This is a genomic window from Citromicrobium bathyomarinum (assembly GCA_001306305.2).
GTDB classification, from domain to species: Bacteria; Pseudomonadota; Alphaproteobacteria; order Sphingomonadales; family Sphingomonadaceae; genus Alteriqipengyuania; species Alteriqipengyuania bathyomarina.
Genome location: CP155577.1, coordinates 988,248 through 1,001,730, shown reverse-complemented (window position 1 = coordinate 1,001,730; position 13,483 = coordinate 988,248). Strand labels below are relative to the sequence as shown.

Annotated in this window: 16 protein-coding genes and 1 tRNA gene; 7 read left to right on the top strand and 10 right to left on the bottom strand. The window is 64.5% G+C overall.

The window, feature by feature from the left end; translation table 11 throughout:
* Positions 1-23: 23 nt before the first annotated feature.
* Positions 24-443 (top strand): flagellar basal body protein, encoded by a 420-nt coding sequence (locus tag VO57_005195; protein ID XBL70739.1) that lies wholly within the window; start codon positions 24-26, stop codon positions 441-443.
* Between the two features lie 150 nt (positions 444-593).
* Here the strand turns inward: VO57_005195 and VO57_005190 are convergent, their stop codons facing one another.
* From VO57_005190 to VO57_005180, 3 genes are read right to left on the bottom strand one after another with little or no spacing between them, the layout of a single operon-like run.
* On the bottom strand, positions 594-1,016 hold the full coding sequence (locus VO57_005190) for a hypothetical protein (GenBank protein ID XBL70738.1): 423 nt from the start codon (positions 1,014-1,016) through the stop codon (positions 594-596).
* Positions 1,013-1,327 carry a rod-binding protein gene (locus tag VO57_005185; GenBank protein ID XBL70737.1) on the bottom strand — a complete coding sequence of 105 codons (315 nt, stop codon included), beginning with the start codon at positions 1,325-1,327 and terminating at the stop codon, positions 1,013-1,015. Before VO57_005185 ends, VO57_005190 begins: the two co-directional genes overlap by 4 nt.
* Positions 1,324-2,415, bottom strand: a complete 1,092-nt coding sequence (locus tag VO57_005180) for a flagellar basal body P-ring protein FlgI (protein XBL71290.1) — start codon at positions 2,413-2,415, stop codon at positions 1,324-1,326. Before VO57_005180 ends, VO57_005185 begins: the two co-directional genes overlap by 4 nt.
* A 98-nt stretch (positions 2,416-2,513) precedes the next feature.
* Between VO57_005180 and VO57_005175 the strand changes: the two genes are divergently transcribed.
* Positions 2,514-2,930 carry a flagellar assembly protein FliX gene (locus tag VO57_005175; protein XBL70736.1) on the top strand — a complete coding sequence of 139 codons (417 nt, stop codon included), beginning with the start codon at positions 2,514-2,516 and terminating at the stop codon, positions 2,928-2,930.
* Positions 2,931-2,968: 38 nt separating this feature from the next.
* On the opposite strand, the gene VO57_005170 is transcribed toward VO57_005175, so the two are convergent.
* A complete protein-coding gene (locus tag VO57_005170; GenBank protein XBL70735.1) occupies positions 2,969-3,169 on the bottom strand; it encodes an EscU/YscU/HrcU family type III secretion system export apparatus switch protein in 201 nt (66 codons plus the stop codon).
* On the opposite strand from VO57_005170, the gene VO57_005165 reads away from it, so the two are divergent.
* The gene (locus VO57_005165; GenBank protein ID XBL70734.1) at positions 3,137-4,135 is read left to right on the top strand and encodes a biotin/lipoyl-containing protein; all 999 of its coding nucleotides are present in this window, start codon (positions 3,137-3,139) and stop codon (positions 4,133-4,135) included. The genes VO57_005170 and VO57_005165 overlap by 33 nt on opposite strands.
* A gap of 145 nt (positions 4,136-4,280) precedes the next feature.
* Here the strand turns inward: VO57_005165 and VO57_005160 are convergent, their stop codons facing one another.
* The gene (locus VO57_005160) at positions 4,281-4,922 is read right to left on the bottom strand and encodes an integrase arm-type DNA-binding domain-containing protein (GenBank protein XBL70733.1); all 642 of its coding nucleotides are present in this window, start codon (positions 4,920-4,922) and stop codon (positions 4,281-4,283) included.
* A gap of 159 nt (positions 4,923-5,081) precedes the next feature.
* Positions 5,082-5,172, bottom strand: a tRNA-Ser gene (locus VO57_005155).
* Between the two features lie 82 nt (positions 5,173-5,254).
* Here VO57_005155 and VO57_005150 point away from each other — a divergent pair.
* The 3 genes from VO57_005150 (at position 5,255) to VO57_005140 (ending at position 7,282) form a co-directional block, all read left to right on the top strand.
* Positions 5,255-5,659, top strand: a complete 405-nt coding sequence (locus VO57_005150) for a metallopeptidase family protein (GenBank protein XBL70732.1) — start codon at positions 5,255-5,257, stop codon at positions 5,657-5,659.
* A gap of 103 nt (positions 5,660-5,762) precedes the next feature.
* Positions 5,763-6,752, top strand: coding sequence for a peptidylprolyl isomerase (locus VO57_005145; GenBank protein XBL70731.1), 990 nt, complete (start codon positions 5,763-5,765; stop codon positions 6,750-6,752).
* Complete coding sequence (locus tag VO57_005140; GenBank protein ID XBL70730.1) at positions 6,749-7,282, top strand: GNAT family N-acetyltransferase; 534 nt, start codon at positions 6,749-6,751, stop codon at positions 7,280-7,282. The genes VO57_005145 and VO57_005140 overlap by 4 nt, the downstream gene beginning before the upstream one ends.
* Positions 7,283-7,503: 221 nt before the next feature.
* Here the strand turns inward: VO57_005140 and VO57_005135 are convergent, their stop codons facing one another.
* The 4 genes from VO57_005135 to hemF are packed head-to-tail and all read right to left on the bottom strand — an operon-like array spanning position 7,504 to position 12,598.
* Positions 7,504-7,665, bottom strand: a complete 162-nt coding sequence (locus VO57_005135; GenBank protein XBL70729.1) for a hypothetical protein — start codon at positions 7,663-7,665, stop codon at positions 7,504-7,506.
* Positions 7,637-9,730 carry a bifunctional (p)ppGpp synthetase/guanosine-3',5'-bis(diphosphate) 3'-pyrophosphohydrolase gene (locus VO57_005130; protein ID XBL70728.1) on the bottom strand — a complete coding sequence of 698 codons (2,094 nt, stop codon included), beginning with the start codon at positions 9,728-9,730 and terminating at the stop codon, positions 7,637-7,639. The genes VO57_005135 and VO57_005130 overlap by 29 nt, the downstream gene beginning before the upstream one ends.
* Positions 9,731-9,789: 59 nt before the next feature.
* A complete protein-coding gene (locus VO57_005125; GenBank protein XBL70727.1) occupies positions 9,790-11,685 on the bottom strand; it encodes a M1 family metallopeptidase in 1,896 nt (631 codons plus the stop codon).
* Between the two features lie 58 nt (positions 11,686-11,743).
* Positions 11,744-12,598, bottom strand: coding sequence for an oxygen-dependent coproporphyrinogen oxidase (gene hemF / locus VO57_005120; protein XBL70726.1), 855 nt, complete (start codon positions 12,596-12,598; stop codon positions 11,744-11,746).
* Between the two features lie 69 nt (positions 12,599-12,667).
* On the opposite strand from hemF, the gene pdeM reads away from it, so the two are divergent.
* Complete coding sequence (gene pdeM, locus VO57_005115) at positions 12,668-13,384, top strand: ligase-associated DNA damage response endonuclease PdeM (protein ID XBL70725.1); 717 nt, start codon at positions 12,668-12,670, stop codon at positions 13,382-13,384.
* Positions 13,385-13,483: the final 99 nt, after the last annotated feature.

The following is a 13,483-nucleotide window of genomic DNA, read 5'->3' as shown; positions in this document are numbered from 1 at the left end:
CAACTCAGACCAGGGAGCATGGCATGAGTGAAACGAGTCCAGCCCTCCTGCGGGGCATTGGTGTCGCCATGCGGCATCTTTCGGATCGCCAGCAGGTGATCGCGCAGAATATCGCCAATGGCGATACCCCGGGCTACAAGGCGCGCGAAGTCGAAGCGCCCAGCTTTGCGGGAATGGTGGATGCAAGCGGCGCGGGGCGCGTTGCGCGGCCCACCGTCCAGATCAGTTCCGAAATGCGCGCGCTTGGTGCACGCCAGCAATCATCGAGCGCGATCATCCTGGACGAGAATATCGTCGAGACGAAGCCGGACGGCAATAATGTCACGCTGGAAGAACAGGTGCTGAAGCTGGGCGCGGTGCAATCCGAATTCACCGCGCTGACCAACCTTTATCGCAAGCAGATGCAACTGCTCAAAACCGCGACCGGTCGCGGCAACGGATAAGCCGATCTAAAAACAAAGCGACCCCGGCTGGCGTTGGTGCCAGCCGGGGTCGCTTTGTATGTGTTGGAATGTCGTTCGGGGCCCGACCCGTTAGTGGTCGGAGAAATCAGGCAATCCCGGCCAGCCCCGAGGCTGGCCGGGATCGTCGTATTAGAGGCTGGTGTTGACCGAGATCGGGCTGGAATCCTGCCGCCACGTCACCGAACCGGTGTCGCGGTAGCTGCAACTGGAATTCCCGGTCAGCCGCTTCGCTTCGGCCGCAACCGCGTCGATCAGATCGTTGGAAAGGTCCCGCTGCCTCCTGACCACGGTCGCATTGGACATGGCCGCGGCCTGCAGCGTGCCCATCGCCTCGGTCAGTGCGGCGTCCTGCTCTGCGTCCAGATCGCGCAGCCAGTTGGGCGTTTCGCGGTTGAGCCGCACGATCTCGGCCTCCATCTGCGCCACCAGGCGGCGCTTGGCGGCGACCAGGTCTGCGTGGTCGGCAAGGCGTCCACGCTGGCCGAGTGCTTCGGTTTCCTCATCCATCAGCGAGGCAATCGAGCGGGCAGCATCGAGAATTGTTTCGATCATTGAGAACCCTCCTGCATTTTGATCATCTGTTCCATCACCGACGGGGCCAGGCCTACGCCGCCCCGTCTGGCGATTTCCGCACCCAGCTTTTCAGCCAGGACTCCGCGAAATATCTGCTCGGCATGGCCGCCGGAGAACTCATCCCCCATTTCGACGCTTTCGAGCATGAGCTTGGACATCTCGCCCAGGAAAACCGCTTCGAATTCCTCGGCCGTCTTGGCGATCTCGGCGCGCGATGCGCCGGGCGATGCGCCGCTGGGCACCGCCGCCGGCAGCCCCTGAAAGGGCGTGGCTGAAGCTGCGCTCGTCATTGGATCGTGATCTCCGCCTGCAGAGCGCCCGCGCCCTTGAGTGCGTGAAGGATCGTGATCAGGTCGCGCGGCGACACGCCCAGCCGGTTGAGGCCGTTGACCAGCGACTGGAGCGAGGTGCCCTGTTCCAGCATCGCAAGCGAGGCCCCGCTGCCGTCATCTACCTCCAGCCGGGTGCGCGGCACCACCGTGGTCTCTCCGCCGGAGAACGGGCCGGGCTGCGATACGATCGGGCTTTCGGCGACGCTGATCGTCAGCCCGCCCTGTGCGATCGCCACCGGGCTGATCCGCACGTCGGAGGTCATCACCACCGTGCCCGCCGCCTCGTTCACGACGATCCGCGCAGGCTGGTCGACATCGACCGGGAGGTTCTCGATCTCGGGCAGGAGCTGGAGAAGCGAGCCGCCATAGCCGCCCGCCCCGCCCAGCTCGACCGTCGCCGGATCGAGCATCCGCGCCGCACCCGGGAAGCGCTGGTTGATCGCCCTTACGATACGATCGGCGGTGGTGAAATCGGGGTTCTTGAGCGCCAGTTTGAGGCTGTCCGCGCTGCCCAGCACATAGGGAACCTCACGCTCCACGATCGCACCACCGGCGATCCGCGCGGAGGTCGAAACACCACGGCTGATGCTGGCACCTGCGCCCTGAGCCTTGAAGCCCGAGACGGCGAGCGGGCCCTGGGCGACCGCGAAGATCTCTCCGTTCAGGGCGCGCAGGGGGGAGATGAGCAGCGTGCCGCCCTGTAGGCTGGTCGCATCGCCCATCGCCGAGACCTGCACGTCGATCCGCGAACCGGCACGCGCGAAAGGCGGCAGGGTCGCGGTGACGGTGACGGCGGCGACGTTCTTGGTCCGCAGCTGCATGTCGCGCACGCTCACACCCATGCGTTCGAGCATTGATTGCAGCGATTCCTCGGTAAACGGGACGTTGCGGGTGCGGTCTCCGGTCCCGGCGAGGCCGACCACGAGGCCGTAGCCGACCAACTGGTTCGTGCGCACGTTCTCGACATCCACGATGTCCTTGATCCGCGAACCTGACTGGGCCTGCGCGGGCGCTGCGAGAAGCAGGGCCAAAGCGGTGACGACCATTGTCACAATGCGCATATTCTCGTTCCTGTTTACCAAAATGGCTTCTCTTTCTTATAGAATAGAGGAGGACAAGAATCGCACTTTGGTAGGAGTTTATCGTGCAGATCAGCGCGCTGTTGCCTGCCCCGGCTTTGCTTGCGGGGTTCGCCCGCAAGACCCCGACGTTCAACCTCGGGGAAGAGCCGGACGTGCCCACCGCGCAGGTGCCGCAACAGCCTGCCGTCCAGCCCGGCCAGCCGCTGGGTTCGGTGCAGATGCTGGTGACTCTTGCCGCCTATGATCCAGACCGCGAACGCCGCCGGCAGATGGCCGAACAGGGTTTGGACGGGCTCGACGAACTCGAAGCGCTGCAGGTGGAACTGGCCACCGGCGAGGTGACGCCCGAACGGCTGGAGCAGCTGGCCGAATGGGTCGCTCAGGTCGAGCAGCCCGCCGATCCTGTGCTTGCCGAAATCATCGCCGATATCGAACTGCGCGTGCGCGTCGAACTGGCTAAATTCGATATCGAGGTCTAGACCCTCCGCATCGGCGGCGAGGCGCAAAGGCGCGGTTGCTACCGCCGTCCTTGCGCGAGCTTCATCACGTAGGAGATGATTTCGGCCACGGCGAGGTAATGCTCTGCCGGGATCGGCTGATCGAGCTTGGCGCTGGCGTGCAGTGCACGCGCGAGCGGCGGTTTCTCGATAATCGGAATGTCGTTGTCTTTCGCAATATCTTCTTCATGGAGATGAACACCCGCCTGCAGGTGGAGCATCCGGTGACCGAGGAGATCACCGGGGTGGACCTGGTGGAGTGGCAGCTGCGCGTCGCCAGCGGCGAGCCTATACCGCTGAAGCAGGAGGAGCTGTCGATCAACGGCCACGCCATCGAAGCGCGGCTCTATGCCGAAGATCCCAATGGCGGCTTCCTGCCCTCGACCGGCAGGCTCGATCATTTCGACCTCGGCACCGAAGGTAGGATCGAGACCGGCGTCGAGGAAGGCGACATAATCTCGCCGTTCTACGATCCGATGGTTGCAAAGCTCGTTGTCTGGGGCGAAAGCCGTAGCGAGGCGATCGACCAATTGGCAGATATCGCGGAAAGCGTGGAGATCTGGCCGGTGAAGACCAACGCCGCCTTCATCGCGAACTGTCTGAGAGACGCGGATTTCGACGGAGCGAATCTCGATACCGGCTTCATCGCCGCCAAAATCGAAACGCTGGTTTCTTCGGACGAAGCCGGGGACGCCATCTGGCAGAGCGCTGCCGACTTTGTAGCATTGGCCGATGCCAAGCAGCACGAAGGCCTGCCCATCGGCCTGCGCTTGAACGCACCGAGCGTGCTTGGTGCGACACTCCATCACAGGGGCGAGACGCGGTATATCTCGGCTGCTCGGGCAACGACGGCAGCCGATGCGACGGGTTTCGTCGACCCCAAGCACGCGGTGGTCTTCGCCGGCGGGCAAAGCTTTGTCTTCGAACGCCAGTCGCGCGGTTCGGGCGCAGCAGCAGCCGGCGACGGTGCCATCCTCGCTCCCATGCCGGGCAAGGTCATCGCTGTCGATGTGGCCGACGGTGACACCGTCACTGCCGGACAGCGCCTTATGGTACTCGAGGCGATGAAGATGGAGCACGCGCTCACCGCGCCCTTCGACGGGACTGTGACCGACCTCAACGCCAGCGAGGGCGGGCAGGTGCAGGTCGAGGCCGTCCTATGCGTGGTGGAGCCGAATTTAAAATAAGAATTTCGGACTTAGGTTTTGTAAAAATCGATTTGTAGCTCTTTTTACCCGATCGCATTATCTCACTCCAAGACGATTGAATTTTCTCGCCGAGGGAATAAAGAATATACAAAATCAGATAGTAAGAAATTCAATTATATAAATATTATGGCTTTTCCAAAGCGCGATCGATTCTACTGGAAAATTTGACTTTCATGGTGCGAGTTATGTCGGGCATGGCCTCGGGTCGCCCCAAATTCGAGCGAAATTCTGCGAACGCGTAGCGGTAGATCGCTGCCACGCGCTGCTTCATCCGCCGCGCTGTTTCGATGGCACCGCGCTTCTCCACCTTGCGCAGAACCGAGAGGAGAAGCGGCTTGTCGATATCAGCCAGCGGCATCGCGCCCAGATGCGGAAAGACGTCGCGTTCAAGGCTGGTGATGACATCGTTGGCGTGCACCGGTTTCCAGCGCGCAACCTGAAGTGCATGCCAGGCGCGGGCCATCTCCTCGAACGACCTTGCCGAATCGTTCCGGCCGATCAGCCGGCTGCGCTTCGCGCTGTGCCGGGGGTCGCGACCATCCCGCAGGATCTTCTTCGCCTCATCGCGTTTCTCGCGAGCATCGGCCAGCGATACCTCGGGGTATGCACCCAAGGTCAATAGACGTTCCTTGTTCTCGAACCGGTATTTGTAGCGCGAGCTTTTGTGGCCGCTGGCAGACACGTGAAGATGCAATCCGCGGCTGTCGGCAAGCTTATAAGCCTTGTCTCTCGAAGCAGCAGCGCGCACCGCCTTGTCCGTCAGCATCCGATACCCCCAGTTCGGTCCGTTCGTTACCCCCAAAATACCCCGACACGCATCTAGCTAGGAGTGAAATGGGCTGGACCGGATAGGAGTCGCAAACAGCGGAATTGCAAAGCTTTCCGCACGGATCTGGAGGTGATTGAAGGGCCTTAAAAAGGCCCGTGGCGGAGCGGGAGGGATTCGAACCCTCGATACGGGGTTACCGTATACACACTTTCCAGGCGTGCGCCTTCGACCACTCGGCCACCGCTCCGCATCGCCCGTTCGGGAAGGGAGCGCACCTAGCTGCGTTCCGTGCGCTTCGCAAGACGCGGATGCTCCGCTAGGCACCGGGCATGAGAGAATTCGGACTTCCCGTGACGCTGGACGAGATGGAAGCGCTTGGCCGGGCGGCGATCGCCGCGCTTCCGCAGGCTTTTGCCGAACAGCTGGGCGATGTGGTGTTCGCGGTGGAGGACTTCGCCGACGAGGAGACCCTGCGCGAGCTGGGAATGGAAGATCCCTTCGAACTGACCGGTGTGTACGAGGGCCACGCGCTGACCGAGCGGAGCATTGAGATGTCGGGCACGCTGCCCACCCGCATACGCCTGTTCCGTCGCCCGATTCTCGACGAATGGGCAGAGCGCGGCGATGAGACTCTCGAGCACCTGGTGCGGCATGTCGTGATCCACGAGATCGGCCATCACTTCGGCCTCTCGGACGACGACATGCATGCGCTGGAAGACATGGTCGACCGCTAGATTTGCGTTCGGCATTGCGGGGAGCATCGCGAGGACGCAATCTGGGGCGGCGATGCGCTCCGCTCCGGATTGTTTCGCGCTGCTCGCCATGAGGGGGAAGCCAATGCGTATTCTTTTTGCCGCCAGTGCCGCTCTTGCGCTCGCCAGTACCGCCTTCGCGCAAGAAGCCGAAGCACCTCCGCCGTCCCCGGGCGAAATCGTAAGCTCGGCGCCCACCGATGACTGGATCGCCATCGATCCGGAGAACCTGGTGGTAATGACGCTGCCCCCGCTCGACGACGGGACCGAGCGCAGGATCGTGATGCAGCTGATCGGCGCGCCCTTCAGCCAGGGCTGGGTCGCGAACATCCGCACCCTCGCCCGCGCGAATTACTGGGACGGCAGCCAGATCCTGCGCGTGCAGGACAATTACGTGGTCCAGTGGGGCCAGCCCGACCCGGAGATGGGCGTCGAGCCCAAGCCCGTGCCCGAGGGGCTGAAGGTGATGACCGAGGGCGAGTATGTCGCCGGATCGCCCAACTGGCTCACCGGACCGGTGCTGCAGGCCAAGCGCCAGCCGCAGGTGTTCGAGGACTGGCCCGCCCCGATGATGACCGACGCCTATGCCGATTTTGCGAGCTTTCGCGACGGCTGGCCGATTGCCGGCGTGCAGGGAATGCATCTCGCGGTCCAGTGGCCGGTGCACTGCTACGGCATGGTCGGCGTGGGTCGCAACATGTCGCCCGATACCGGCGACGGATCGCAGCTCTACACCGTGATCGGCCACGCGCCGCGCCATCTCGACCGCAATATCGCGGTCGTGGGCCGGATCGTGGAAGGGATCGAATACCTCTCCAGCCTGCCGCGTGGCACAGGCCCGCTCGGCTTCTACGAGGACGAGAGCAAGCGCGTGCCGATCGTCTCGGTCCGCATGGCCGCCGATCTGCCCGAGAGCGAGCAGCCGCACTTCGAATACCTCTCCACCGCGAGCGAGAGCTTCGCGCGCTATGCCGATGCGCGCGCCAACCGGCGCGATCCGTTCTTCATCCAGCCTGCCGGCGGGGCGGACGTCTGCAATATCCCGGTGCCCGTGCGCAGGACGGACGCCGAGTGAGCACATTTGCGCTTCGCACTGCCGATGCTGGCGATGCAGGCGCGATCGCGGCGCTGCACACGGCCAACTGGCGCGGCGCCTATGCCGGCATCCTCGACCCCGCCTATCTCGCCGGGCCGGTGGAGGAAGATCGACGCGCGGTGTGGCATGAGCGTCTGACCGCCGGGCCGGACGACCTTGAGGTTGTCGTCGCCGAAAGCGAACAGGGGATCATCGGCTTCGCCAGCCTGTTCCACGAGCGCGAGCCCGGCTGGGGCGGCTTCGTCGACAACCTGCACAGCGCCGCATCGGTGCGCGGACAGGGAGTGGGCAAGGCGCTGCTGAGCGAGGCCGCACGGCGGGTCGCCGCGCGCGATCGGCACAAAGGGCTCTACCTGTGGGTGTTCGAACGCAACGAAGCTGCGGTCGGCTTCTACCGCGCGCTCGGCGGGGAGATCGCCGAAAGGCTCATCTCCGACTGGGACAAGGCGCCCGACGAAGTGCGCTATCGCATGCACTGGCCCCGGGCTGCGGATCTCGCCAACCGCTAGACCTTCTGCATGAACTCCAGCCGGTTGCCGAATGGGTCGGCGGTGAAGAAGCGGCGGTAGCCTGCCACGGGCTTGTCGTCGCGGCAGGCCACACCGCCCTGTTCAAGCCGCACGCGCAGAGCATCCAGATCGCTGGTGAGGAACGCGGGATGCGCCTTGGTCGCAGGGGTAAAATCGGGGTCGACGCCCAGATGCAGCGCGACCTCGCCCGCCGCGAACCATCAGCCCTGCGGCGAGAGCGTGTCGGGCTTGGCCACTTCGCGCATGCCGATCAGATCGACGAAGAAGGCGCGCGCGCTATCCTCTCCGCCTTCGGGGATGGCCAGCTGGACGTGATATAGGCCAGCAGCGCGGTCATATCCGGTCGGCCTGGGCCACCGCATCGCTCGCCCTCAGCGCGCTGAGGATGCGGGTGAGGTGGGCGAGATCCTGGACTTCGATATCGATCTCGTAGGTCGCGAAGGGGTCTTCGATCCGCACCTTGTCGAGGCTGCGGACATCGGCGTTGTTACGCGCAACGATATTGGCCATCTCGGCAATGGTGCCGCGCCGGTCGTACAGCGTCACCGACAGCCGCCCGGTCGCAAGGCCAGAGCGATTGCCCCAGTCGAGATCGAGCCAGTCGTTGTCGATCCCGCTGGCAAGGCTGAGGCACTGGATATTGTGCACCTCCACACTCTCCCCCTTGCGCCGCAGCCCGACGATCCGGTCGCCGGGCACCGGGTGGCAACACTGGGCGAGCGTGTAGGCATTGCCGGGTTTGAGCCCGCGGATGGAAAGCGCCTGCTTCTTGTGCCGTCCCCAGTCCGGGTCATCCTCGAAATCGGCGGTGCTGCCGGGGACCAGCGCCTCCATCACCTCGTGATCGGTGATCTGCGCCGCCCCGATGGCATACATCAGGTCTTCCTCTTCCTCCATGCCGAGGCGTTTCAGCGCCTCGCGCAGCGCCTTCTTGCCGACCTTGGCCGGGGTGCGCGCGGCGATCTGGTCGTAGAGTTTGGAGCCCAGTTCAGCGACATCTTCGCGTTCCTTGTTGCGCACCGCCCGGCGGATCGCGGCGCGCGCCTTGCCCGTCACCACGAAGCCCAGCCAGGATAGCTGCGGCTCCGCCTCGCTGCCCTTGATGATCTCCACCACATCGCCGTTCGCCAGCGGGGTGCGCAGCGGCATGTGCCGCCCGTTGATCTTCGCGCCGACCGTCTGCGCACCCAGATCGGTGTGCACCGCGAACGCGAAGTCGACCGGGGTCGCGCCCTTGGGCAACTGGAACAGCGCCCCCTTGGGGGTGAACGCGAAGATGCGGTCCTGATAGATTGCCAGCCGCGTATGTTCGAGCAGCTCGTCGGGGTCATGGCTGGCGTCGACGATCTCGATCAGGTCGCGCAACCAGCCGACCTGCCCGTCGGGCCGGTCATGCTGCTTGTACGCCCAGTGCGCTGCGAGCCCGAACTCGTTGGTCCGGTGCATTTCCTGCGTGCGGATCTGCACCTCTACCCGCATCGAATTCTCGTAGATCAGCGAGGTGTGCAGGCTGCGATAGCCATTGCTCTTGGGGGTGGAGATGTAATCCTTGAACTTGCCGGGAATGAACTGCCACACTGTGTGCAGCACGCCCATCGCGCGGTAGCAGTCCTCGACGCTTTCGGTGATCACGCGAAACGCGAAAATGTCGGTCACCTGATCGAACGGCAGATGCCTCTCGGCCATCTTCTTCCAGATCGAATAGGGGTGCTTCTCGCGCCCTGACACCTCGACGCTGAGCCCCGCCTCGGCCAGCGCCTGCTTGATCGCGAGCGCGATCGCATCGACCTGCCCGCTGTCCTGGCTGCGGATTTCCGCAAGCCGTCCGGTGATCGTCGCGTACGCTTCCGGCTCCAGCTGCTCGAACGCGAGCGCCTGCATCTCGCGCATGTATTCGTACATGCCCACGCGCTCCGCCAGCGGGGCGTAGATATCCATCGTCTCGCGCGCGATCCGGCGGCGCTTGTCCTCGTTCTTGATGAAGTGGAGCGTGCGCATGTTGTGCAGCCGGTCGCCCAGCTTGACCAGCAGCACGCGGATATCCTCGCTCATCGCGAGCAGGAACTTGCGCAGGTTTTCCGCCGCGCGCTCGTTCTCGGGCAGCTGCTCGATCTTGGAGAGCTTGGTCACGCCATCGACCAGCCGCGCGATCTCCGGCCCGAAATTGGCCTCAATATCCTCGATCGTGGCGAGCGTGTCCTCGACCGTGTCGTGCAGCAGCGCGGTGGCGATGGTCTGCTGGTCGAGGCGCAGATCGGTCATCAGCCCGGCGACCTCTACCGGATGACTGAAATAGGGGTCCCCGCTCGCGCGCTTCTGCGTCCCGTGCTTCTGCACGGTGTACACATAGGCACGGTTGAGCATCGCCTCATCGGCGTCCGGGTCGTAGGCCTTGACCCTTTCAACAAGTTCGTATTGGCGCAGCATTTCACCAGCAAATGTGCGGTGCAGCGCACATTATTGCAACGCGCAAAATCGCCTCTTGGTTAATCGGCTGCCATCAGCCGGTCGACCCCGGCCCGCGTCACCGCATGATAGCCGTCACGCGTTTCGGCATAGATGCGCTTTGCGATAGGCCGCCCCCAGTCGCCCTGGTCCCACAGCACCGCGAATAGCGGACGGACGAACTTGGCCCGGCCGATCTCGCTCAGGAACACCTCGGCCTGCGGCACGGCAGGCTGGTACCGGTTGGCAAGCGCCAGTTCGAGCCACAGGAACAGCACTTCGTTGTTGCCCGTCTCCGACAGGCCCAGCGCATCATTGAGCGCGGCAAGTTGCGCGGCAGTTCGCTCCTTGGGAATGTTGTCGAGGAAGCGCATCTGCTCGGCAGCGGTCCAGCCGCTCCAGCCGGTGGGGATGGTGCCGTTGTCGGCATAGGCGGTCACCGCCGCGTCTACCGTGGCGAAGGCTGCAGGATCCGGCTTGGCGACATTGCTCGGCAGGCCGGGTTCGAAGATCCATTCGCGCAGCTTCAACTGCTTCGCTTCGGCGGGCGAGGTGACGAGGTTCGCCAGCATGTCGTCGTAGATCATCTGGCTGGTCGCTGGCTGGAACGCGTGGTTGTCGAACCACTGGCGCAGCCATGCGTCGAACCGCTCGCGGCCCACCGCGCGCTCCACCGTGCGCAAGAAGAAGTGCCCCTTGTCGTAGGCGATCGCGCTGCCGATCAGCTCACCATCGCCTTCGTTGTGGAGCGCGGTGCCTGGCGCGTCACTGCCGACCTCGTCCAGCGTCTCGATAATGTTGGCGTAGGAGAGCGCGGCCTCCTGTTCGGCGCGGCTCTTGCCGTAAACCTTCTCGACGATGCGGTTTTCGAAATAGGAAGTGACGCCTTCGTTGAGCCAGCCGTCGCCCCACACCGCGTTGGTGACGAGGTTGCCCGACCAGCTATGCGCCAGTTCGTGCGCGACCAGCCCGTTGTTCGACCGGTCGCCCGCGATGAAAGTCGGCGTCAGGAAGGTCATCACCGGGTTTTCCATGCCCCCGTAAGGGAACGAGGGCGGCAGCACGATCATGTCGTACCGGCCCCAGCGATAATCACCGTAGAGTTCCTCGGCAGCTTCGACGAGCTGTTCGGTATCTGCCACCTCGTTATACGCCCGGTCGAGCGTGGCCGGTTCGGCCCACACGCCGGTGCGCGGGCCGGTGGCGCGGAAATCGATATCGCCAGCGGCGATCGCGATCAGATAGGGCGGCACCGGCTTGTCCATCACGAAGCGGAATGCGCGGCGGCCATTGCCGAGATCCTCGGGCTCGCCCTGACGCACGCCGCTCATCACGACATCGAGCGGCTTGGGCGCGGTGATGCGCGCCTCCCAGGTCTGGCGGATGCCGGGGCTGTCCTGCGTCGGAATCCACGTGCGGTTGAGAATCGCCTGCCCCTGGCTGAACAGGTACGGGTACTTGCCCCCGGCGGTCTGCTCTGGCGTCAGCCATTGCAGCGCGTCGGCATCGGGCGCGCTGCGATAGGCGATGCGCAGCTGGCGCGCGCCGTTCAGCTGGATGGTCAGCGGAGCACCCTTGCCCTCCTCTGCCTCACCGATCGTGAACGGGAGCGAATTGCCCTGCCCGTCGGTCACCCGATCGATCCGCAATCCGTTGCTGTCGAGCACGATCTGCTTGGCATCGTCTTTGGCGAGAATGTTCAGCACCGCGCCGCCGCCGATCATCTTGGCGTCGAAATCCAGGTCCAGGTCCAGCGCCACATGCGTGACCCGCGCGACCTGCGGCTGCGCATAGGTCTGGTCGTCCACCGCATCGGGCGTGGTCAGAATCGGGGAGACCATCGCGCTACGCTCGACCGGAGCCTCCTGCGCGCTGTCCATCGTGGTACAGCCGCTTACGAACAGGGCGACGGTGGCGAGCAGGGTGGCGCGAAACATGGGGTTCTCCGGGAAATTCGGGTCGTGTCAGTTCAATGCGGGGGAGCGCGTTCGGTGCCTAGGTCCACACCGCTTCCGGCGGCAGGCTCATCAGGATCGCGTCGACATTGCCGCCGGTCTTGAGGCCGAACAGCGTGCCCCGGTCGTAGACCAGGTTGAATTCGGCATAGCGCCCGCGCCATTCCAGCTGGGTGCGCTTGTCCGCCTCGGTCCATTCGCTTTCCATCCGGCGGCGGACCAGCTTGGGGAAAATCTCCAGAAAGGCGCGCCCGACATCCTGTGTGAAATCGAGATTGCGGGCGAAGCCGCTCTCGTCGTCGCATTCCAGATGGTCGTAGAAAATCCCGCCGACCCCGCGATGCACGCCGCGATGGGGAATGTAGAAATAGTCGTCCGCCCATTTGCTGAATCGTTCGTAATAGGTCGGATTGTGCTTCGCGCAGGCGGCGCGGAAGGCGGCGTGGAATTCCTGCGCATCCTCCTCGTAGGGGATCGGCGGGTTGAGGTCCGCGCCGCCGCCGAACCAGGCCTTGCCGGTGACGAGGAATCGCGTGTTCATGTGCACTGCGGGCACGTGCGGGTTGGCCATGTGCGCGACCAGACTGATGCCGGTGGCGGAGAAGCTGGGATCGTCCTCGGCCCCGTTGATCGTCTTCGCAAATTCGGGTGCGAAGGTGCCGTGGACGGTGGAGACGTTGACCCCGACCTTTTCGAACACCTTGCCCTTCATCAGGCCCTGCACCCCGCCGCCCGGGCTGTCGTTACCCTCTTCCTCGCGCTCCCAGGGGGTGTACTGGAAGGTCGCGTCGGAACCTGCCTCGCGCTCGATCGCCTCGAACTCGGCGCAGATCTGGTCGCGCAGGGATTCGAACCAGGTACGCGCTTGTTGCGTTTGGGCAGACCAGTCGGGCATTGTCTTCGCATCCTTGCGTGGCGTCGTGCATCCCTTGCCAATCCTGCCAGCCTAGGGCAAGTGGACCCCATGGTTCCCCTTTCGTTCGACACGGCGGAGCTGCTTCTGCGCAGCGACGGTGCGGTCTACTGGCCGCGCGAGGCGACGCTGTTCGTCGCCGACCTGCACCTCGAAAAGGCGAGCTTCTTCGCCAGCCACGGCCAGCCGCTGCCGCCCTACGACAGCCGCGCCACGCTGGAACGGGTGGCGCAGGCGGTGGACGAGACCGGTGCGCGCAGGGTCGTGACGCTGGGCGACAATTTCCACGACGCGGAGGGCGCAGGCCGCCTGGAAGAGGGCGCGTGCGACATGCTCCGCGTGCTCACCGCTCGGGTCGACTGGGTCTGGATCACCGGCAACCACGACGGCCCACCCGACGCAGCCGGGGCAGCCGCGCAGTGCGGCGGGGCCTTGCACGAAGAGCTGGAAATCGGCGGGGTGATCTGCCGCCACGAGGCGCGGGCCGGCGAGACGCGGGCAGAGCTTTCCGGCCACTGGCACCCCAAGCTCTCTATCACCCTGCGCGGTCGCCGCGTGCGCCGCCCGTGTGCGGTGATCGCCCGGCGCAGCGATGGACCTCCGCGCATGGTGCTGCCCGCCTTCGGCGCGCTGACAGGTGGAATGGCGGCCGACGATCCGGCGATTCGCAAGAGCCTGAGCCCCGCCGAAACGATCGAGGCGCTGTGCGCCGTGCGGGGGCAACTGGTCCGTCTGCCGCTGTGGCGGGCCGAGAAACGCGCGGCCTGACGCGGTCTGCCCGCCGCAAAGCGCGGTTCCTCGCGCAGCCCCCTTTCGCATTGCGCCGAAAACACCTAAATAGCGCGGACATCTGTTCATTACTCTAGG

Bases quoted from the DNA above. Each gene is read 5' to 3' on its own strand.
- VO57_005145 (XBL70731.1), top strand. From the start codon at position 5,763: ATGCGTATTCTTTTTGCCGCCAGTGCCGCTCTTGCGCTCGCCAGTACC.
- VO57_005180 (XBL71290.1), bottom strand. From the start codon at position 2,415: ATGGTCGTCACCGCTTTGGCCCTGCTTCTCGCAGCGCCCGCGCAGGCC.
- VO57_005190 (XBL70738.1), bottom strand. From the start codon at position 1,016: ATGATCGAAACAATTCTCGATGCTGCCCGCTCGATTGCCTCGCTGATG.
- VO57_005195 (XBL70739.1), top strand. From the start codon at position 24: ATGAGTGAAACGAGTCCAGCCCTCCTGCGGGGCATTGGTGTCGCCATG.
- VO57_005125 (XBL70727.1), bottom strand. From the start codon at position 11,685: ATGTTTCGCGCCACCCTGCTCGCCACCGTCGCCCTGTTCGTAAGCGGC.
- VO57_005135 (XBL70729.1), bottom strand. From the start codon at position 7,665: ATGCGGTGGCCCAGGCCGACCGGATATGACCGCGCTGCTGGCCTATAT.
- VO57_005130 (XBL70728.1), bottom strand. From the start codon at position 9,730: ATGCTGCGCCAATACGAACTTGTTGAAAGGGTCAAGGCCTACGACCCG.
- hemF (XBL70726.1), bottom strand. From the start codon at position 12,598: ATGCCCGACTGGTCTGCCCAAACGCAACAAGCGCGTACCTGGTTCGAA.
- pdeM (XBL70725.1), top strand. From the start codon at position 12,668: ATGGTTCCCCTTTCGTTCGACACGGCGGAGCTGCTTCTGCGCAGCGAC.
- VO57_005185 (XBL70737.1), bottom strand. From the start codon at position 1,327: ATGACGAGCGCAGCTTCAGCCACGCCCTTTCAGGGGCTGCCGGCGGCG.
- VO57_005150 (XBL70732.1), top strand. From the start codon at position 5,255: ATGAGAGAATTCGGACTTCCCGTGACGCTGGACGAGATGGAAGCGCTT.
- VO57_005165 (XBL70734.1), top strand. From the start codon at position 3,137: ATGGAGATGAACACCCGCCTGCAGGTGGAGCATCCGGTGACCGAGGAG.
- VO57_005170 (XBL70735.1), bottom strand. From the start codon at position 3,169: ATGCTCCACCTGCAGGCGGGTGTTCATCTCCATGAAGAAGATATTGCG.
- VO57_005160 (XBL70733.1), bottom strand. From the start codon at position 4,922: ATGCTGACGGACAAGGCGGTGCGCGCTGCTGCTTCGAGAGACAAGGCT.